The organism is Citrobacter sp. RHBSTW-01013, assembly GCF_013781985.1.
Classification (GTDB): domain Bacteria; phylum Pseudomonadota; class Gammaproteobacteria; order Enterobacterales; family Enterobacteriaceae; genus Citrobacter; species Citrobacter braakii.
Window position 1 is genome coordinate 1,439,889 of the sequence record NZ_CP056185.1, and the last position, 20,552, is coordinate 1,460,440.

General features: G+C 54.8%; 13 protein-coding genes. 12 read left to right on the forward strand and 1 reads right to left on the reverse strand.

The window, feature by feature from the left end; genetic code table 11:
- Positions 1–32 precede the first annotated feature (32 nt).
- Entirely contained in the window at positions 33–884 is an 852-nt protein-coding gene (gene sseA, locus HV350_RS06930; RefSeq protein WP_181630087.1) for a 3-mercaptopyruvate sulfurtransferase, read from the reverse strand.
- A gap of 206 nt (positions 885–1,090) precedes the next feature.
- On the opposite strand from sseA, the gene HV350_RS06935 reads away from it, so the two are divergent.
- The 12 genes from HV350_RS06935 to HV350_RS06990 all read left to right on the forward strand — a co-directional run bounded on the left by HV350_RS06935 (position 1,091) and on the right by HV350_RS06990 (position 20,535).
- Positions 1,091–6,025: an alpha-2-macroglobulin gene (locus HV350_RS06935; RefSeq protein WP_181630088.1), complete on the forward strand. Its 4,935-nt coding sequence runs from the start codon at positions 1,091–1,093 to the stop codon at positions 6,023–6,025.
- Positions 6,026–8,338, forward strand: a complete 2,313-nt coding sequence (gene pbpC / locus HV350_RS06940) for a peptidoglycan glycosyltransferase PbpC (RefSeq protein WP_181630090.1) — start codon at positions 6,026–6,028, stop codon at positions 8,336–8,338.
- A 136-nt stretch (positions 8,339–8,474) separates the two neighbouring features.
- Positions 8,475–8,906, forward strand: a complete 432-nt coding sequence (gene ndk / locus HV350_RS06945) for a nucleoside-diphosphate kinase (protein WP_003037710.1) — start codon at positions 8,475–8,477, stop codon at positions 8,904–8,906.
- Between the two features lie 256 nt (positions 8,907–9,162).
- Positions 9,163–10,329, forward strand: a complete 1,167-nt coding sequence (locus HV350_RS06950; protein WP_016154002.1) for a bifunctional tRNA (adenosine(37)-C2)-methyltransferase TrmG/ribosomal RNA large subunit methyltransferase RlmN — start codon at positions 9,163–9,165, stop codon at positions 10,327–10,329.
- A 284-nt stretch (positions 10,330–10,613) separates the two neighbouring features.
- Complete coding sequence (gene rodZ, locus HV350_RS06955; protein ID WP_137366961.1) at positions 10,614–11,603, forward strand: cytoskeleton protein RodZ; 990 nt, start codon at positions 10,614–10,616, stop codon at positions 11,601–11,603.
- 26 nt (positions 11,604–11,629) lie between these two features.
- Complete coding sequence (gene ispG / locus HV350_RS06960) at positions 11,630–12,748, forward strand: flavodoxin-dependent (E)-4-hydroxy-3-methylbut-2-enyl-diphosphate synthase (protein WP_016154000.1); 1,119 nt, start codon at positions 11,630–11,632, stop codon at positions 12,746–12,748.
- A 110-nt stretch (positions 12,749–12,858) separates the two neighbouring features.
- A complete protein-coding gene (hisS, locus tag HV350_RS06965; protein ID WP_181630091.1) occupies positions 12,859–14,133 on the forward strand; it encodes a histidine--tRNA ligase in 1,275 nt (424 codons plus the stop codon).
- A 13-nt stretch (positions 14,134–14,146) separates the two neighbouring features.
- Positions 14,147–14,767 carry a YfgM family protein gene (locus HV350_RS06970; protein ID WP_016157128.1) on the forward strand — a complete coding sequence of 207 codons (621 nt, stop codon included), beginning with the start codon at positions 14,147–14,149 and terminating at the stop codon, positions 14,765–14,767.
- Positions 14,768–14,777: 10 nt separating this feature from the next.
- Entirely contained in the window at positions 14,778–15,956 is a 1,179-nt protein-coding gene (gene bamB / locus HV350_RS06975; protein WP_181630093.1) for an outer membrane protein assembly factor BamB, read from the forward strand.
- Between the two features lie 118 nt (positions 15,957–16,074).
- Positions 16,075–17,547 carry a ribosome biogenesis GTPase Der gene (der, locus tag HV350_RS06980; protein ID WP_016153996.1) on the forward strand — a complete coding sequence of 491 codons (1,473 nt, stop codon included), beginning with the start codon at positions 16,075–16,077 and terminating at the stop codon, positions 17,545–17,547.
- Between the two features lie 300 nt (positions 17,548–17,847).
- Complete coding sequence (locus tag HV350_RS06985; protein ID WP_181630094.1) at positions 17,848–19,389, forward strand: peptide MFS transporter; 1,542 nt, start codon at positions 17,848–17,850, stop codon at positions 19,387–19,389.
- Between the two features lie 63 nt (positions 19,390–19,452).
- Positions 19,453–20,535: a Gfo/Idh/MocA family oxidoreductase gene (locus tag HV350_RS06990; protein ID WP_153690145.1), complete on the forward strand. Its 1,083-nt coding sequence runs from the start codon at positions 19,453–19,455 to the stop codon at positions 20,533–20,535.
- Positions 20,536–20,552: the final 17 nt, after the last annotated feature.

The window sequence follows — 20,552 nt, forward strand, 5'->3', positions numbered from 1 at the left end:
TTAGTGGGTGAAAAAGATGAGTAAATCATATTTTATTGAGTCTCAGCCGGTTCTACCGGTAAATCGTTACGCGCGCCCCATTCGCTCCATGCGCCGTCATACAATGCGACGTTAGAAACGCCCAGCGTGGCAAGCGCCAGCACAACCACCGCCGCCGTGACGCCTGAGCCGCAACTGGCGATAATGGGACGGTCAAAGCTTACGCCATGGCTGAAGAAAATAGCATCCAGTTCGTCGGTAGTTTTCAGTTCACCGTCACGAACCAGCTCTGTCCACGGTACGTTAAGCGCACCAGGCACATGGCCACGCTTGAGGCCTGGACGCGGCTCGTCAACTTCGGCATTAAAACGCGCAGCCGGTCGGGCATCGACGATCTGCGCCGTTTTTTCATGACTGGCCAGCAGTACGTCGGTAACGCGCACAACCGCTTCAGGCGTAAATGCCACGTTAAATTCACCTTCCGGTAAATCCTCATTTCCTTCTTTGAGCATTAGCTCATCGCGCTGCCAGCCAGCCAGACCGCCCGCCAGAATGGAGACATTCTCGACACCAAATGTCTGCAGCATCCACCATGCGCGTGGCGCGGAAAACAGGTTGCCGTCATCGTAGACAACCAGGTGTTTATCCTGATGAACGCCCAATTCGCGCATCGCTACGGCAAAGGCTTCCGGTCGCGGCATCATATGCGGTAGCGGTGACGTATGGTCGGAAAGCGCTTCAATATCAAAAAAGACTGCGCCAGGAATATGGCCTGCACGATACTCCTCGCCAACATCGCGATCTTCCTGTCCTGGAGGTGCCATCCGGGCATCAAGAATTTGTATTTCCGGGTCGTCAATGTGTTCGGCAAGCCAGTCGGCAGCGACAAAAAAGGCGGTGGTCATAGGCATCTCCATTTTTACCAGGTTTTGGCAAATTGTCGGATGTTTAGGGCAATGCGACAAGTAAAAGAGGCTGATTTGTCAGGCGAATCCACATTAATCACGAAAAATAGGACAACGTAGAACAGATACTGGCTTCCACAGCCGAAAATCTGACGCATAATAGTTGTTCTACGTAGCTAACGGGCCACTACGGCCAGGGATGAAAAATGAAACATTTACGCGTAGCGGCCTGTATGCTGATGCTGGCACTGGTTGGGTGCGATAATAATAACGAAAAATCACCGACGGCTGCGAAGCCTGATGCGCCTGCACCGCAGACTGCGCCAGCAAAAGATAAGGCCCAATTACAAAAGCTGATTCAGCAAAGCCAGGGTAAGTCGCTGACGCTGCTTGATGCCTCCGAGGTCCAACTCGACGGCGCGGCAACGCTCGTTTTGACCTTTTCCATTCCCCTCGATCCGGAACAAGATTTTTCTCGCGTAGTGCACGTTGTTGATAAAAAAAGCGGAAAAGTGGATGGTGCCTGGGAGCTGGCGCCAAATCTAAAAGAGCTACGCTTACGCCATCTCGAACCTAATCGGGAACTGGTGGTTACCATTGAGCGTGATTTACTGGCGCTGAATAAAGCGACGTTCACTATCGATTATGAAAAAAACATTACCACCCGCGACGTCCAGCCAAGCGTAGGGTTCGCTAGTCGCGGCTCGCTGCTGCCGGGAAAAGTGATTGAAGGGTTACCTGTGATGGCCCTTAACGTTAATAGCGTGGATGTGAACTTCTTTCGCGTGAAGCCTGAGTCGCTCGGTGCGTTTGTCAGCCAGTGGGAATACCGTAATTCGTTGTCAAACTGGGAGTCAGACAATCTGCTGAAAATGGCGGAGCTGGTTTATACCGGACGCTTTGACCTCAATCCTGAGCGTAACACCCGAGATAAGCTGCTACTGCCACTGAGCGATATCAAGCCGTTGCAGCAAGCAGGCGTTTACATTGCGGTGATGAATCAGGCCGGACACTATAACTACAGCAATGCTGCTACGCTGTTTACGCTCAGTGACATTGGTGTCTCTGCGCACCGTTACCACAATCAACTGGATGTCTTTACGCAGAGTCTGGAAAACGGCGCTGCGCAGCAGGGTATTGAGGTCACGTTACTCAACGAAAAAGGGCAGACGCTAGCGCAGGCTACCAGCGACGCGCAGGGGCACGTCAAGCTGGAAACCGATAAAGACGCGGCCTTATTGCTGGCCCGTAAAGACGGGCAAACCACGCTGCTGGACCTGAAGCTCCCGGCGTTGGATCTGGCTGAATTTGATATTGCCGGCGCGCCGGGATACAGCAAGCAGTTCTTTATGTTTGGCCCCCGAGACCTCTATCGCCCTGGCGAAACGGTGATCCTCAACGGATTACTGCGAGATAGCGACGGCAAAACGTTGCCTGACCAGCCGGTGAAGCTGGAGGTCGTTAAGCCCGACGGACAGGTGTTACGCTCGGTAGTGAGCCAGCCGGAAAACGGTCTGTATCGCTTTAGCTGGCCGCTGGACAGCAGCGCGCCAACCGGCATGTGGCATATTCGTGCCAATACTGGCGACAACCAGTCGCGGATGTGGGATTTCCACGTCGAAGATTTCATGCCTGAGCGGATGGCGCTCAATCTCACCGCCAATAAGATGCCGGTGGCTCCAACTGATGAAGTGAAGTTCTCGGTGGTGGGCTACTACCTGTACGGCGCGCCCGCCAACGGCAATGCTCTGCAAGGGCAGCTTTTCCTGCGCCCGTTGCGGGAAGCGGTGCAGGCATTACCGGGGTTCCAGTTTGGTAATATTGCCGAAGAAAATCTTTCTCGCAGCCTCGATGAGGTTCAGTTGACGCTGGATGACCACGGTCGCGGCGAAGTGACTACCAACAGCCAATGGCAGGAGACGCATTCTCCGTTACAGGTGATTCTGCAAGCCAGCCTGCTGGAGTCGGGTGGCCGTCCGGTGACGCGTCGGGTTGAACAAGCCATCTGGCCTGCGGATACGCTGCCAGGTATTCGTCCGCAGTTTGCGGCGAAAGCCGTTTATGACTACCGCACCGATACCACCGTCAATCAACCTGGCGTTGATGAAAACAGCAATGCTGCTTTTGATATTGTGTATGCCGATGCGCAAGGCGAGAAAAAAGCGGTGTCCGGTTTACAGGTGCGTTTGATTCGTGAACGCCGTGATTATTACTGGAACTGGTCTGAAGGCGAGGGCTGGCAATCGCAGTTCGATCAAAAAGATCTGGTTGAGGGTGAGCAGACCCTGGATCTTAAGGCCGATGAGACCGGTAAAGTCAGCTTCCCTGTCGAGTGGGGTGCCTATCGCCTGGAAGTGAAAGCTCCGAATGATGCGGTGAGCAGCGTGCGCTTCTGGGCTGGTTATAGCTGGCAGGATAACAGCGACGGCAGCGGGGCAGTGCGTCCCGATCGCGTGACCCTGAAACTGGATAAACCCGGCTATCGTCCCGGCGATACCATGAAGCTACACATTGCCGCACCCGCTGCTGGCAAAGGTTACGCGATGGTGGAGTCCAGCGAAGGCCCGCTGTGGTGGCAAGAGATAGACGTACCGACGGATGGTCTTGATATCTCCATCCCGGTCGATAAAACCTGGAATCGCCATGACTTGTATCTCAGCGCGCTGGTGGTTCGTCCTGGCGACAAGTCTCGTTCGGCAACGCCAAAGCGGGCAGTCGGCTTACTGCATTTGCCGTTAGGCGATGAAAACCGTCGTCTGGCGCTGGCGCTGGAAAGTCCGGCGAAAATGCGTCCAAATCAGCCGTTGACCGTCAAGATTAAAGCCAGCGTTAAAAATGGCGACGTGCCAAAACAGGTTAACGTGCTGGTCTCAGCCGTTGACAGCGGGGTGTTGAACATTACCGATTACGCCACGCCGGATCCGTGGCAGGCGTTTTTCGGGCAAAAACGCTATGGCGCGGATATTTATGATATTTACGGCCAGGTGATCGAAGGGCAAGGACGTCTGGCGGCGCTGCGCTTTGGTGGTGATGGCGATGAGTTAAAACGCGGCGGCAAGCCACCGGTTAATCACGTCAATATTGTGGCGCAACAGGCGCTGCCGGTGACGCTTAACGAGCAGGGCGAAGGTACGGTGACGTTACCAATTGGTGATTTCAACGGCGAGCTGCGGGTAATGGCGCAAGCCTGGACGGCGGATGATTTTGGCAGTAGCGAAAGCAAAGTGACTGTCGCCGCGCCGGTAATTGCTGAACTGAACATGCCGCGCTTTCTGGCGGGGGGCGATACCTCGCGCCTGACGCTGGACGTGACCAACCTGACTGACAAACCGCAAACGCTGATTATTAATCTCGCGGCCAGCGGTTTACTGGAGCTGATGGGGCAAGATCCCGCCCCGGTGAATCTGGCGCCAGGCGTACGGACTACGCTGTTTATTCCGGTGCGTGCGCGGGAGGGCTTTGGCGATGGCGAAATTCAGGCGCAAATTAGCGGTCTGAATCTACCGGGTGAAACGCTGCCTGTTCAGCATAAACAGTGGAAAATTGGCGTGCGACCGGCGTTCCCGGCGCAAACTGTTAATTACGGCGTCGCACTTCAGCCGGGCGCAACTTGGCAGCTTCCGGGCGAAGAACTGACGAATTTCTCTCCTGTGACGATGCAGGGACAACTGCTGTTCAGCGGTAAGCCACCGCTGAATCTGGCGCGCTATATCCGTGAACTGAAAGCTTACCCTTACGGTTGCCTCGAGCAAACGGCGAGCGGGTTGTTCCCATCCTTATATACTAATGCCGTGCAGTTGAAGGCGTTAGGTATCGCGGGCGACAGTGATGAAAAACGCCGTGCGGCAGTAGAGATTGGCATCTCTCGTTTACTGCAAATGCAGCGTGATAACGGCGGTTTTGCGCTGTGGGATAAGAACGGGTCGGAAGAGTACTGGCTGACCGCGTATGTGATGGATTTCCTCGTTCGCGCGAATGAACAGGGCTATAGCGTTCCGGCAGAGGTGATTAACCGGGGTAACGAGCGGCTGCTGCGCTATTTGCAGGATCCGGGCATGATGTCGATTCGCTATACCGACGACGCATCAGCAAGCCGGTTTGCCGTACAGGCCTACGCCGCGCTGGTGCTGGCTCGTCAGCAGAAAGCCCCGCTCGGCGCGCTGCGTGAGATCTGGGAGCGTCGTGCACAGGCGGCTTCCGGTTTACCGCTGATGCAACTGGGGATAGCGCTGAAAAACATGGGCGACGCCAACCGCAGTGAACAAGCGTTGACGCTGGCGCTGAATACGCCACGTCGCGATGCGCAGCAGTGGATGGCGGATTACGGCAGTCAGCTACGTGACAACGCGCTGATGCTGGCATTGTTGGAAGAGAACAAGCTTAAACCTGACGTGCAGAATACGCTGCTGAACACTTTGTCAGAACAGGCCTTTGGGCAGCGCTGGCTCTCTACTCAGGAAAACAATGCGCTGTTCCTTGCCGCGCGTACGTTACAGGACTTGCCTGGCTCGTGGCAGGCGCAAACGTCACTCTCTGAACAGGCGTTAGCCGGGGAGAAATCACAAACGCGTAATCTGGATGCTGACGCGCTGTCTACGCTGAACGTCACCAATACCGGTAATCTGCCGCTGTGGCTGCGTCTGGATGTGAGTGGTTACCCGCAAACCTCGCCGACGCCTGCCAGCAACGTCCTGCACATTGAGCGTCAGATCCTGGGGCTCGACGGGAACAGCAAAGCGCTGGATTCTCTGCGCAGCGGCGAGCTGGTACTGGTCTGGCTGGAGGTGAAAGCCAGCCAGAACGTACCGGATGCGTTGGTGGTTGACTTACTGCCAGCCGGCCTGGAGCTGGAAAACCAGAATCTGGCCAACGGCAGCGCCAGTCTGCAGGACAGCGGCAGCGAGGTAGCGAATTTGCTCAATCAGATGCAGCAGGCGGATATCCAGCACGTTGAGTTCCGTGACGATCGCTTTGTCGCCGCGGTAGCGGTCAACGAAGGGCAGCCTGTGACGCTGGTCTATCTGGCGCGGGCGGTAACGCCGGGGACCTATCAGGTTCCTGTGCCGCAGGTGGAGTCAATGTATGTTCCGCAGTGGCGCGCGACCGGTGCGACAGAGGGGCTTTTGATTGTCAGACCGTAAATGATGCGCGGGTTGGGGAAACGCGGCTGCTGGCTCTGGCTGGCAGCCGTTGCGCTATTGCTGGTAGCGGGGGTTTGGGCGGCAGATAAAATCTGGCCGCTGCCGCTTCACGAAGTCGATCCGGCACGTGTCGTGGTGGCTTACGATGGTACGCCGCTATGGCGCTTCGCCGACGCGGACGGTATCTGGCGTTATCCGGTGACTATTGATGAGGTGTCCCCCCGTTACCTTGAGGCGTTAATCAACTACGAAGACCGCTGGTTCTGGAAACATCCCGGCGTCAATCCGTTTTCAGTGCTGCGCGCGGCATGGCAGGACCTCTCCTCAGGTCGTGTCGTTTCAGGCGGCAGTACGCTCACCATGCAGGTCGCACGATTACTCGATCCCCACCCGCGAACTTTCGGCGGCAAGTTCCGCCAGCTCTGGCGCGCATTGCAGCTGGAATGGCATCTTTCTAAGCGCGACATCCTGACGCTATATCTTAACCGTGCGCCGTTTGGCGGCACGCTACAGGGCGTGGGTGCTGCGAGCTGGGCCTACCTTGGTAAATCTCCCGCACAGTTGAGTTATTCCGATGCCGCGCTGCTGGCCGTGTTGCCGCAGGCACCGAGCCGTCTGCGCCCGGACCGCTGGCCGGACCGCGCTGAAGCGGCGCGCAATAAAGTGCTTGAGCGCATGGCGACGCAGGGCGTTTGGCCTGCCAGACAGGTGCAGGAGTCACGTGAAGAACCGGTCTGGCTGGCGCCCAGACAAATGCCGCAGCTAGCGCCGTTATTCTCGCGCATGATGCTGGGAAAAAGCCGGAGCGATAAAATCGTGACCACCCTTGACGCCGGATTGCAGCGCCAACTGGAAGAGCTGGCGCAAAACTGGAAGGGCCGCTTACCTGCGCGCAGTTCGCTGGCGATGATTGTGGTCGATCACACTGATATGAGCGTGCGTGGCTGGGTGGGGTCGGTAGATATGAATGACGACTCCCGCTTTGGCCATGTGGATATGGTGAATGCGATCCGCTCGCCGGGCTCGGTGCTGAAGCCGTTTATCTATGGTCTGGCGCTGGATGACGGATTAATTCATCCTGCTTCATTGTTGCAGGATGTGCCGCGTCGAACCGGAGATTATCGACCAGGGAATTTTGACAGTGGTTTTCATGGTCCGGTGAGTATGAGCGAAGCGCTGGTGCGCTCGCTGAATTTACCCGCCGTGCAGGTACTTGAAGCCTATGGCCCGAAGCGTTTTGCCGCATCGTTACGTAACGTTGGCTTACCGCTGTATCTGCCCGCAGGTGCCGCACCGAATCTGTCGCTGATTTTGGGCGGGGCAGGGGCCAGACTGGAAGACATGGCGGCGGCGTACAGTGCCTTTGCCCGTCAGGGAAAAGCGGGAAAACTGCGCCTGCAGCCAGACGATCCACTGCTGGAGCGTCCGTTGATGTCGGTAGGCGCGGCGTGGATTATTCGCCGCATTATGGCTGACGAAGCGCAACCGCTGCCGGATAACGCGCTGAGCAGAGTGGTTCCGCTGGCGTGGAAAACGGGTACCAGTTATGGCTATCGCGATGCGTGGGCGATTGGCGTTAACGCCCGTTATGTGATGGGGATCTGGACCGGCAGACCCGACGGTACGCCGGTGGTGGGCCAGTTTGGTTTTGCCAGCGCCGTGCCGCTGCTCAATCAGGTCAACAATCTTTTGCTCTCTCGCGGGACAAATCAGCCGGAGGATCCGCGCCCTGAATCCGTTAGCCGCGGCGTAGTGTGCTGGCCGGGCGGGCAGTCACTTGCGCCGGGAGACAGCAACTGTCGACGCCGTCTGGCAACCTGGCTGCTGGACGGCAGCCAGCCGCCCACGTTGTTATTGCCCGAACAGGAGGGCGTGAGTGGCATTCGTTTCCCCGTCTGGCTGGATGATGAAGGCAAACGTGTGGCGGCGGATTGCCCGCAGGCGCGCGAACAAACGTTAATCGTCTGGCCTTTACCGCTGGAGCCATGGCTGCCGGAGTCAGAGCGCCGTGGGGCGAGATTACCGCCGGTTTCTGCCACGTGTCCGCCGCTGGGGCAGGATGCTTCGCTGCCGTTGCAGTTGACAGGGGTTCGTGATGGCGCGATCGTGAAGCGTTTACCCGGCTCTGCGCTGGCCTCATTGCCGGTACAAACCAGCGGTGGGACTGGCGATCGCTGGTGGTTTCTTAACGGTGAACGGCTGGATGAACGCGGACGCCGTCTTACGCTACGGCTGGCGACCAAAGGGGATTATCAACTGCTGGTGATGGATGACGCCGGACAGGTGGCGACGGTGAGATTTTCGTTGCAGTAGACCACCAGGTGATTTTTGTTGCTAAAATTCATCTTATTTTAAAGAAATGTTATCTTCGTCAATAGTCAATTGCCGGGATGCTCTTTATAATCCGCGCCAGGTAAACAACAACAAAACATCTTTTTCAGAGGTAATCATGGCTATTGAACGTACTTTTTCCATCATCAAACCAAACGCGGTGGCAAAAAACGTTATTGGGAGCATCTTTGCGCGCTTTGAAGCAGCAGGGTTCAAAATTGTCGGTACTAAAATGCTGCACCTGACCGTTGAGCAGGCGCGTGGCTTCTATGCTGAGCATGATGGTAAGCCGTTCTTTGACGGTCTGGTTGAATTCATGACCTCCGGTCCGATCGTTGTTTCTGTTCTGGAAAGCGAAAATGCCGTGCAGCGTCACCGTGATCTGCTGGGTGCAACCAACCCGGCGAATGCGCTGGCGGGTACTCTGCGTGCAGACTACGCTGATAGCTTCACCGAGAACGGTACTCACGGTTCCGACTCCGTTGAATCTGCCGCGCGTGAAATCGCCTATTTCTTCGGTGAAGGCGAGGTTTGCCCGCGCACGCGCTAATCTCCTGCGTCTTTCACATCGCATAGTTTTCTATGCTTTCGGGGAGGCTCGAACGTGCCGCTTTCCTGCGATGCGAAATCCTTTGGAGAGGAATTAGCGATTTACATATTATTTTCGCTAATGCTTCGTGCAAACGTGGCATCCCTGCGCCAGACTTTGTACAATGCAACGCCCCGGAAGAGCAGAACGCTTGCCGGGGCGTTTCTTTTTAACCCTCCACGGGCCACAACGTGTAACAACGAGGCCGGAAAAAATTATGTCTGAATTAGTTAACACCTCTGAAGTCGTCATTCCTGCGGTTCCAAATAAAAATGGAAAAATTAACCTGCTGGATCTGAACCGTCAGCAAATGCGCGAATTCTTCAAAGATATGGGTGAAAAACCGTTTCGTGCCGATCAGGTCATGAAGTGGATGTACCACTATTGCAGCGACAACTTTGATGACATGACTGACATCAATAAGGTGCTGCGTAACAAGCTGAAAGAAGTGGCTGAAATTCGCGCCCCGGAAGTGGTGGAAGAGCAGCGTTCCTCTGACGGTACGATCAAATGGGCCATCGCGGTTGGCGATCAGCGCGTAGAAACCGTGTATATCCCGGAAGACGATCGCGCGACCCTGTGTGTTTCTTCACAGGTCGGTTGCGCATTAGAGTGTAAATTCTGCTCTACGGCGCAACAGGGCTTTAACCGTAACCTGCGGGTGTCGGAAATCATTGGTCAGGTCTGGCGCGCGGCGAAAATCGTTGGCGCGGTGAAAGCAACGGGCGTGCGTCCTATCACCAACGTGGTGATGATGGGGATGGGCGAGCCGCTGCTCAACCTGACCAACGTGGTGCCAGCGATGGAAATCATGCTGGATGACTTCGGTTTTGGGCTGTCCAAGCGTCGCGTCACGCTCTCCACCTCAGGCGTTGTCCCTGCGCTGGATAAGCTGGGCGATATGATTGATGTCGCGCTGGCGATTTCTCTGCATGCGCCGAACGATGAAATTCGTGACGAAATTGTACCTATCAACAAAAAGTACAATATCGAAACATTCCTTGGCGCGGTTCGTCGTTATCTGGAGAAATCCAACGCTAACCAGGGTCGTGTGACCATTGAGTATGTGATGTTAGATCACATCAATGATGGTACTGAACACGCGCATCAGTTGGCAGAGCTGCTGAAAGATACGCCGTGTAAGATTAACCTGATCCCGTGGAACCCGTTCCCTGGCGCGCCGTATGGCCGTAGCTCTAACAGCCGTATCGATCGTTTCTCCAAAGTGTTGATGAGCTATGGTTTCACTACCATCGTGCGTAAAACACGTGGCGATGACATCGATGCAGCCTGCGGTCAGCTGGCGGGTGACGTTATCGACCGTACCAAGCGTACTCTGCGTAAGCGTATGCAGGGCGACGCTATCGATATCAAGACCGTTTGATGTTGAGTGCACTACGGTATAATTCATGTACCGTAGTGCAACGTAAGCCAAATGAGGTTCTTTGTTGTTTTCGTGAGGTCAATAATAACGGTGCGTTTTTGTCGACTTTAAGGCAGTATGTAACGGCGCAACAAGCCTTTAGCCCTCAGGTTTACGTTGTTTTGTCTTTGATAGTCTGACCGTTTTATACTGTCTGACAAAGGTTAACTGACCAGATGTTTCGCGGTGTGGGTGAGCATTGTGGCTCGCCGGCATCAGAACCCAAATTTACGCAGCTGTAGCGAATGAATACTGAAGCCACGCACGACAAAAATGAAGCACTATCCACCGGCGTTCGTCTGCGCAATGCCCGTGAACAACTCGGATTCAGCCAGCAGGCAGTCGCGGAGCGACTTTGCCTGAAGGTCTCCACGGTACGTGATATTGAAGAAGATAAGGCACCAGCCGATCTCGCTTCAACATTCCTGCGCGGGTATATCCGTTCTTATGCGCGTCTGGTGCATATTCCTGAAGAAGAACTGTTGCCAGGGCTGGAAAAACAGGCTCCGATTCGCCCAGCCAAAGTCGCACCGATGCAGAGCTTCTCGCTCGGTAAGCGTCGTAAAAAACGCGACGGCTGGTTAATGACCTTTACCTGGCTGGTGCTGTTTGTCGTTGTCGGACTGACGGGAGCCTGGTGGTGGCAGAACCATAAAGCGCAGCAGGAAGAGATCACCACCATGGCCGATCAATCCTCCGCTGAGCTGAATGCCGGTAAAGATGGTGCGCAGAACGTACCGTTAGATACCAGCGCCGCAGCGGGCCAGGATATTACCCCGGCTCCAGACGATGGCGCGGTGGCGGACGCAGCGCCTACGCCAGATGTTGCTGCAACCCCGGCACCTGCCGCTGATGCGCAGCAGAATGCCGTTGTGGCACCTTCTCAGGCTAACGTCGATACCGCAACTGCAGCGCCAGCTACCGCGGCGCCGCTGCCAACTGACCAGGCGGGTGTCACTACCCCTGCCGCCGATCCTAACGCACTGGTAATGAACTTTACCGCCGATTGCTGGCTGGAAGTGACCGATGCGACCGGAAAAAAACTGTTCAGTGGTATGCAGCGTAAGGACGGCAATCTGAATCTGACGGGTCAGGCGCCGTACAAACTGAAAATTGGCGCTCCGGCGGCAGTGCAGATTCAGTTCCAGGGTAAACCTGTCGATCTGAGTCGTTTTATCAGAACTAACCAGGTTGCGCGTCTGACCGTTAATGCCGAACAATCACCGGCTCAGTAACAGACGGCAATGCGGGAGATTTTTTAATGCATAACCAGGCTCCAATTCAACGTAGAAAATCGACACGCATTTACGTTGGGAACGTGCCGATCGGCGATGGCGCGCCCATCGCCGTACAGTCTATGACCAATACGCGTACCACAGATGTGGAAGCGACGGTTAATCAGATCAAAGCGCTGGAACGCGTCGGCGCAGATATTGTTCGTGTCTCTGTACCGACAATGGATGCCGCAGAAGCGTTCAAGCTTATCAAACAGCAGGTTAATGTCCCGCTGGTTGCCGATATTCACTTCGACTATCGTATCGCGCTGAAGGTGGCGGAATACGGCGTCGATTGCCTGCGTATCAACCCAGGCAATATCGGTAATGAAGAGCGTATTCGCATGGTAGTGGACTGCGCTCGTGATAAAAATATTCCTATCCGTATCGGCGTCAACGCCGGATCGCTGGAAAAAGATCTGCAGGAAAAATACGGTGAACCGACGCCGCAGGCGCTGCTGGAATCCGCTATGCGCCATGTGGATCACCTCGATCGTCTGAACTTCGATCAATTCAAAGTCAGCGTTAAAGCGTCTGACGTTTTCCTCGCTGTTGAATCCTATCGCCTGCTGGCGAAACAGATCGATCAACCGCTGCATTTGGGGATCACCGAAGCCGGTGGCGCACGCAGTGGGGCGGTAAAATCAGCGATCGGTTTAGGATTGCTGTTGTCCGAAGGGATCGGCGATACGCTGCGTGTCTCTCTGGCGGCGGATCCGGTGGAAGAGATCAAAGTTGGCTTCGATATCCTGAAATCGCTGCGCATTCGTGCCCGCGGGATCAACTTTATCGCCTGCCCAACCTGCTCGCGTCAGGAGTTCGACGTTATCGGTACGGTGAACGCGCTGGAACAACGTCTGGAAGATATCATTACGCCAATGGATGTTTCGATCATCGGCTGCGTGGTGAACGGTCCTGGCGAAGCGCTGGTTTCTACGCTGGGCGTCACGGGTGGTAACAAGAAAAGCGGTCTGTATGAAGACGGCGTGCGTAAGGATCGACTCGATAACGACGATATGATTACGCAGCTTGAAGCCCGCATTCGCGCCAAAGCGAGTATCCTGGACGAAGCGCGTCGTATTGACGTGCAGCAGCTTGAAAAATAACAACGTGATGGGAAGCGGCGTGCTTCCCGTGTATGATTGAACCCGCATGGCGCCCGCATTGTTCGGGTTAGCGCTGAGGGTTCATTTTTATATTCATAAAGAGAATAAACGTGGCAAAAAACATTCAAGCCATTCGCGGCATGAACGATTATCTGCCTGGCGAAACCGCCATCTGGCAGCGCATTGAAGGCACTCTCAAAAACGTGCTCGGCAGCTACGGTTACAGTGAAATCCGCTTGCCGATTGTAGAGCAGACCCCGTTATTCAAACGCGCGATCGGTGAAGTCACCGACGTGGTTGAAAAAGAGATGTATACCTTTGAGGACCGTAATGGCGACAGCCTGACGTTGCGTCCTGAAGGAACTGCGGGCTGCGTACGCGCCGGCATCGAACATGGTCTCCTGTACAATCAGGAACAGCGTCTGTGGTATATCGGGCCGATGTTCCGCCACGAACGTCCGCAAAAAGGGCGCTATCGTCAATTCCATCAGCTGGGTGTCGAAGTGTTTGGCCTGCAAGGCCCGGACATCGATGCTGAACTGATTATGCTGACCGCTCGCTGGTGGCGCGCGCTGGGTATTTCTCAGCATGTCAGCCTTGAGCTGAACTCAATTGGTTCGCTTGAAGCCCGCGCTAACTACCGTGATGCGCTGGTCGCCTACCTGGAACAGCACAAAGAGAAACTGGACGAAGACTGCAAGCGCCGTATGTACACTAACCCGCTGCGCGTTCTCGACTCCAAAAACCCGGAAGTACAGGCGCTGCTCAACGACGCACCTGCACTGGGCGACTATCTTGATGACGACTCTCGCGAGCACTTTGCGGGCCTGTGCAAACTGCTGGAATCCGCAGGTATTGCCTACACCGTCAATCAGCGTCTGGTTCGTGGTCTTGATTATTACAACCGCACCGTATTTGAGTGGGTTACCAGCAGCCTGGGCTCTCAGGGTACCGTGTGTGCCGGTGGGCGTTACGACGGTCTGGTAGAGCAACTTGGCGGTCGCGCAACGCCGGCCGTGGGCTTTGCCATGGGTCTGGAACGACTTGTTTTGTTAGTTCAGGCAGTTAATCCGGAATTTAACGCAGATCCTGTTGTCGATATATACCTGGTCGCTTCGGGGGCGGATACGCAGTCGGCGGCAATGCTGCTTGCAGAACGTCTGCGCGATGAAGTTCCTGGTGTGAAACTGATGACAAACCACGGTGGCGGCAACTTTAAGAAACAGTTCGCCCGCGCCGACAAGTGGGGCGCCCGCGTTGCACTGGTACTGGGCGAGTCCGAAGTGGCTGACGGTACTGTTGTAGTGAAGGATTTGCGCTCTGGTGAGCAAACGGCAGTAGCGCAGGATAGCGTTGCCGCGCATTTGCGCACTCTACTGGGCTAAGGAGAAGGACAGCGTGGAAATTTACGAGAACGAAAACGACCAGATTGATGCAGTAAAACGCTTCTTTGCTGAAAACGGCAAAGCGCTGGCTGTTGGGGTCATTTTAGGGGTTGGCGCGCTGGTTGGCTGGCGTTACTGGACCAGCCATCAGACGGAGTCCGCACGCTCTGCTTCTCTGGCATATCAAAATACGGTGACTGCGGTTAGCGCGGGTAAACCGGATAGTCTTCCTGCTGCAGAGAAATTTGCCGCAGAAAACAAAAATACCTACGGCGCGTTAGCTTCACTGGAACTGGCGCAGCAGTTTGTTGACCAAAATGAACTTGAGAAAGCCGCAAGCCAGCTGCAACAAGGCTTAGCAGCGACCAGCGATGAGAATCTCAAAGCGGTGATTAATCTGCGTCTGGCTCGTGTTCAGGTTCAGCTTAAACAGGCTGATACCGCGCTGAAAACACTCGACACCATTAAAGGTGAAGGGTGGACGGCCATTGTTGCCGACCTGCGCGGTGAAGCATTGCTGAGCAAAGGCGATAAACAAGGTGCGCGTAGCGCATGGGAAGCGGGCGTGAAAAGCGATGCCTCTCCTGCTCTGAGCGAAATGATGCAGATGAAAATCAATAATTTGTCCATCTGAGAGGGACCCGATGCAATTGCGTAAATTACTTCTGCCAGGGCTGCTTTCCGTTACCCTATTGAGCGGCTGTTCACTGTTTAGTGGCGAAGAAGATGTCGTTAAGATGTCCCCATTACCGGTGGTTGAAAACCAGTTTACTCCGTCTACGGACTGGAGCACCTCTGTAGGTAACGGTATTGGTGATTTCTATTCCAATCTTCATCCTGCGCTGGCGGATAACGTTGTCTATGCAGCCGATCGCGCCGGCGTCGTTAAGGCGTTGAATGCGGACGACGGCAAAGAAGTCTGGTCTGTTAATCTGGGTGAGAAAGACGGCTGGTTCTCCCGCGCATCTGCACAGCTTTCTGGCGGTGTAACCGTGTCCGGTGGCTATGTTTACATTGGCAGCGAAAAAGCGCAGGTTTATGCGCTGAACACCAGCGATGGTACCACCGCATGGCAGACGAAAGTTGCCGGTGAAGCGCTGTCTCGTCCTGTTGTGAGCGATGGCGTGGTATTAATCCACACCAGTAACGGTCAGTTGCAGGCCTTGAACGAAGCTGACGGCGCTATCAAATGGACCGTTAACCTCGACATGCCTTCTCTGTCTCTGCGCGGCGAATCTGCCCCAGCGACCGCCTTTGGCGCAGCTATCGTTGGCGGTGATAACGGCCGCGTAAGCGCCGTGCTGATGCAGCAGGGCCAGATGATTTGGCAGCAGCGTATTTCTCAGGCGACAGGTCCAACGGAAATCGATCGTCTGAGCGACGTTGATACCACGCCGGTTATCGTCAATGGCGTTGTCTACGCGCTGGCTTATAATGGTAACCTGACGGCGCTGGATCTGCGCAGCGGTCAGATCATGTGGAAACGTGAACTGGGCTCAGTGAATGATTTCATCGTCGACGGTAACCGTATCTACCTGGTAGACCAGAACGATCGTGTACTGGCGCTGACCACCGACGGCGGTGTGACGCTGTGGACGCAAAGCGATCTGCTGCACCGTCTGCTGACGTCCCCGGTATTGTATAACGGCAATCTGGTCGTGGGTGATAGCGAAGGCTACCTGCACTGGATTAACGTTGACGATGGCCGCTTTGTCGCCCAGCAGAAAGTTGACAGCTCTGGTTTCCTGACCGAGCCGGTCTCTGCTGATGGTAAACTGCTGATCCAGGCGAAAGACGGTACGCTGTACTCTATTACGCGTTAATCGTCCCGGCCGCTCGCTTTGAAAAACGGCTCCTGGTGCAGGGGCCGTTTTACTGTTTTTAACAACGGCGCAAAAAATGTGCCCGTTGTCTGATGATTTATTAAATGAGGCTTTAAACATGGTACCTGTGGTCGCGCTTGTCGGGCGCCCTAACGTTGGCAAATCCACGTTATTTAACCGTCTAACTCGCACCCGAGATGCGCTGGTTGCGGATTTCCCGGGTCTGACTCGTGACCGTAAGTACGGTCGTGCGGAAATTGAAGGCCGCGAGTTTATCTGTATTGATACCGGCGGTATTGATGGCACCGAAGACGGTGTAGAAACCCGCATGGCGGAACAGTCGCTGTTGGCGATCGAAGAAGCAGACGTTGTGCTGTTCATGGTAGATGCGCGTGCTGGCCTGATGCCTGCGGATGAAGCCATTGCGAAACATCTGCGTTCGCGCCAGAAACCGACGTTCCTGGTAGCCAACAAAACTGACGGACTCGATCCTGATCAGGCGGTCGTCGATTTCTACTCGCTGGGTCTGGGTGAAATTTATCCGATCGCGGCATCCCATGGTCGTGGCGTTCTCAGCCTGCTGGAGCATGTTCTGCTGCCGTGGATGGATGACGTTGCTCCTCAGGAAGAGGTGGATGAAGATGCAGAATATTGGGCGCAACTGGAAGCCGAAGAGAACGGCGAAGAAGAGCCTGAAGATGACTTCAACCCGCAGGATCTGCCGATCAAACTGGCGATTGTTGGTCGCCCGAACGTAGGTAAGTCCACGCTTACTAACCGTATTCTCGGCGAAGACCGCGTAGTGGTTTACGACATGCCGGGGACCACGCGTGACAGTATTTATATCCCGATGCAACGCGATGAGCGCGAATATGTGCTCATTGATACCGCGGGCGTGCGTAAGCGCGGCAAAATTACCGAAGCAGTAGAAAAATTCTCAGTTATCAAAACGCTGCAGGCGATTGAAGATGCCAACGTGGTGATGCTGGTGATTGACGCGCGCGAAGGAATTTCCGATCAGGACCTGTCGCTGCTGGGCTTTATCCTCAATAGTGGGCGTTCACTTGTTATTGTGGTCAACAAGTGGGATGGCCTGACGCAGGAAGTGAAAGAGCAGGTCAAAGAGACCTTGGACTTCCGTCTGGGCTTTATTGATTTTGCGCGTGTACACTTCATCTCTGCGCTGCACGGCAGCGGCGTGGGTAATCTGTTTGAATCGGTCCGCGAAGCGTATGACAGCTCCACCCGTCGCGTCAGCACCGCGATGCTGACGCGCATTATGACTATGGCGGCAGAAGATCATCAGCCGCCGCTGGTGCGTGGTCGTCGTGTGAAGCTGAAATATGCCCACGCCGGTGGTTATAACCCACCAATCGTGGTGATTCACGGCAACCAGGTCAAAGACCTGCCGGATTCCTACAAGCGCTATCTGATGAACTATTTCCGTAAGTCTTTGGATGTGATGGGGACGCCGATCCGCATTCAGTTCAAAGAAGGGGAAAACCCGTTTGCGAACAAGCGTAATACGCTGACGCCGACGCAGATGCGCAAACGTAAGCGTTTGATAAAACACATCAAAAAAAGCAAGTAACCGTTGCTGATGCTGATAAAAACCCGTGCTTGTCGCGGGTTTTTTTTCGAAGTTTCATCGCCAGCCTCAGCCCGTGCGATGTCAATCACTATTCATTTTTTACCAAGTTTAAATCTAAGAAAGTAGACATTTGTCGAGTTTTCATCTTAAAGTCCGGGGGCTGGTACTAGACAAAACTAGCCTTAGGTTATCAAATGGTTAAATAAATTTTCGCCGCATGTAAAAAATCGGTCAGATACGTAACTGGCTGGCGTACATCGCGGTGTTTACACACACGACGACATAACTTTCGGGAGAATTATGCAATCCTCTGTTAATCAAAAAGAAAGCCGAACTTTCTTCGGCCATCCTTATCCGCTCGGCTCGCTGTTCTTCACAGAGATGTGGGAGCGCTTCTCGTTTTATGGTATTCGCCCGTTACTGATCCTGTTTATGGCTGCTACCGTTTATGACGGCGGCATGGGGCTGGCACGTGAAAATGCCTCGGCGATTGTGGGTATCTTTGCCGGTACGATGTACCTCGCTGCGCTGCCGGGTGGCTGGCTGGCGGATAACTGGCTCGGCCAACAGAAAGCGGTGTGGTACGGTTCCATCCTGATTGCCCTCGGCCATCTGTCAATTGCGCTCTCCGCCATTATGGGGAACAACCTGTTCTTTATTGGTCTGATGTTTATCGTGCTCGGTTCCGGTCTGTTTAAGACCTGTATTTCGGTCATGGTTGGCACGCTGTACAAAAAAGGCGATGCGCGTCGCGACGGCGGTTTCTCGCTGTTCTACATGGGCATCAACATGGGGTCGTTTATCGCGCCGCTGATTTCCGGCTGGCTGATTAAAACCCACGGCTGGCACTGGGGCTTTGGCATCGGTGGTATCGGGATGTTGGTGGCGTTGATCATTTTCCGTGTATTTGCCGTTCCATCAATGAAACGCTACGACAGCGAAGTGGGGCTCGACTCCACCAGGAATAGCCCGGTAGTGAAACGTAACGGTGTGGGCGCGTGGCTGTTGGCGCTGGCCGTCGGTGCGGCGGTTATCGTTACGCTGATAGCGCAAGGCGTGATTGTAATTAATCCGGTCGCGGTTGCCAGCATGCTGGTGTACGTGATTGCAGCCTCCGTTGCGCTCTACTTTATCTACCTGTTCATCTTTGCCGGTCTGAACCGTAAAGAGCGTGCCAGACTGCTGGTCTGCTTTATCCTGCTGGTTTCCGCCGCGTTCTTCTGGTCCGCGTTTGAGCAGAAGCCAACCTCGTTCAACCTGTTCGCTAACGACTACACTAACCGTATGATCGGTGATTTTGAAATCCCGGCGGTCTGGTTCCAGTCGATAAACGCGCTGTTTATTATCCTGCTGGCACCGGTATTTAGCTGGGCATGGCCGAAGCTGGCAAGCATGAATATTCGCCCGAGTAGCATCACCAAGTTTGTTATCGGTATCCTCTTTGCGGCGGCAGGCTTCGGTCTGATGATGCTGGCGGCGCAAAACGTTCTCAGTAACGGCGGGGCAGGCGTTTCTCCATTCTGGCTGGTGGGCAGTATCCTGATGCTGACGCTTGGCGAGCTGTGCCTGAGTCCGATCGGTCTGGCGACAATGACGCTGCTGGCGCCGGAAAGAATGCGCGGGCAGATGATGGGCCTGTGGTTCTGCGCCAGTGCGCTGGGCAACCTGGCCGCAGGTTTGATTGGCGGTCATGTGAAGGCTGACCAACTGGATATGCTGCCGGATCTCTTCGCACGCTGCTCGATTGCGCTGCTGATCTGCGCTGCGGTACTGATCATCCTCATTGTTCCGATTCGTCGCATGCTGGAGAATACGCAAACTAAACCGGCAACTAGCGCCTGATAACACCTCGATTGTGCCGGGGCAGACGTTATGTCCCGGCTATTCAATTAACGAGGTAAGAGCATGCTGTTAGGATTTGTTGGGCTTGGTGCAGTCGTTGAAACGGCATACTTGCCCGCATTACGTAATATGTTCGGTGATGCACTACGCTGTGTGGGATTTGATGTTCAACCCGCAAAGCAGCCCGCAGACGTGACACGCTGTACGTCGCTCGCTGAACTTCTTGCAATGCCGCTTGATACCCTGTTTATTACCACCGCATCCCTGCATCACCTTGATGTGCTTGAACAGGCGCTGGCGGCTCCCATCGCTCGTATCGTGGTCGAAAAGCCTATTGTCGCCACGCTTTCCCAAATTGAAAAACTGAAAACGCTGCTGGCTCAACCGGATGCTGCCAACCGCGTGCTGGCACTCGACCATTGGATGGCACGCAATGGCGCAATGCAGCTGGCGTTGGGCAAACTCGGAGCGCAATGGCAGGGCGATAATCCGCAACAGGCACTTGTCTCTCACTTTTCACACATTGCTAAAATCGACGGTTTTTTGCAGGAACCGAGCGGGTTTAATGCTGTTGGAGAACCTATTGCGCTAAACTTTGCCACCGGTGAGCCGGATACCCGTGAGCTTCGTCATCCGGACGGTGTGATTCTGGACATTGGCACACATGTACTGGCAATGCTGCGTGAAACAGTGCGTTACCTGGGCGGTAATGACAGTATGACCTTGCAGGTGAAAAGCGCTAAAGACCGTCTGGGACGTAATATTGTAGAGGGCGACCTGACCACAGCAGAAGGAGAGGCGCATCTGCAGGGACAGATTAGCGGCATTCCGCTGGATATCTGGCTGAATAAATACGCGGGGCCGGCTGGCGGACAAAAAGGCTTGCGCCTTTGTCTGCGCGATGGTCGTGTCATTAGCCATGATCGCCGTGGTGTCGAGGATGTGCTCGAATTGATTGACGGTGATGTTGTACAACGCTGGAGTCTGCCTGGTAGCGTATATGCCCATTGTCTGGCGGAGCATATTCTGGGCGCGCAAAGTCTGTTTGAACGCAGCCCACAGGAAGTGAGCCGCACGACGCAGCGCAGGCTGGAGGAAGTGGAGTGCCTGTTAACGTTACAGCAGCAGTTACGCGGGCGGCATTAAACGCATCGTGTTAAACT

What these genes read in the sequence shown, in the direction of transcription:
- sseA (WP_181630087.1), bottom strand. Translation starts at nt 884, where the DNA reads ATGACCACCGCCTTTTTTGTCGCTGCCGACTGGCTTGCCGAACACATT.
- HV350_RS06935 (WP_181630088.1), top strand. Translation starts at nt 1,091, where the DNA reads ATGAAACATTTACGCGTAGCGGCCTGTATGCTGATGCTGGCACTGGTT.
- pbpC (WP_181630090.1), top strand. Translation starts at nt 6,026, where the DNA reads ATGATGCGCGGGTTGGGGAAACGCGGCTGCTGGCTCTGGCTGGCAGCC.
- ndk (WP_003037710.1), top strand. Translation starts at nt 8,475, where the DNA reads ATGGCTATTGAACGTACTTTTTCCATCATCAAACCAAACGCGGTGGCA.
- HV350_RS06950 (WP_016154002.1), top strand. Translation starts at nt 9,163, where the DNA reads ATGTCTGAATTAGTTAACACCTCTGAAGTCGTCATTCCTGCGGTTCCA.
- rodZ (WP_137366961.1), top strand. Translation starts at nt 10,614, where the DNA reads ATGAATACTGAAGCCACGCACGACAAAAATGAAGCACTATCCACCGGC.
- ispG (WP_016154000.1), top strand. Translation starts at nt 11,630, where the DNA reads ATGCATAACCAGGCTCCAATTCAACGTAGAAAATCGACACGCATTTAC.
- bamB (WP_181630093.1), top strand. Translation starts at nt 14,778, where the DNA reads ATGCAATTGCGTAAATTACTTCTGCCAGGGCTGCTTTCCGTTACCCTA.
- der (WP_016153996.1), top strand. Translation starts at nt 16,075, where the DNA reads ATGGTACCTGTGGTCGCGCTTGTCGGGCGCCCTAACGTTGGCAAATCC.
- HV350_RS06985 (WP_181630094.1), top strand. Translation starts at nt 17,848, where the DNA reads ATGCAATCCTCTGTTAATCAAAAAGAAAGCCGAACTTTCTTCGGCCAT.
- HV350_RS06990 (WP_153690145.1), top strand. Translation starts at nt 19,453, where the DNA reads ATGCTGTTAGGATTTGTTGGGCTTGGTGCAGTCGTTGAAACGGCATAC.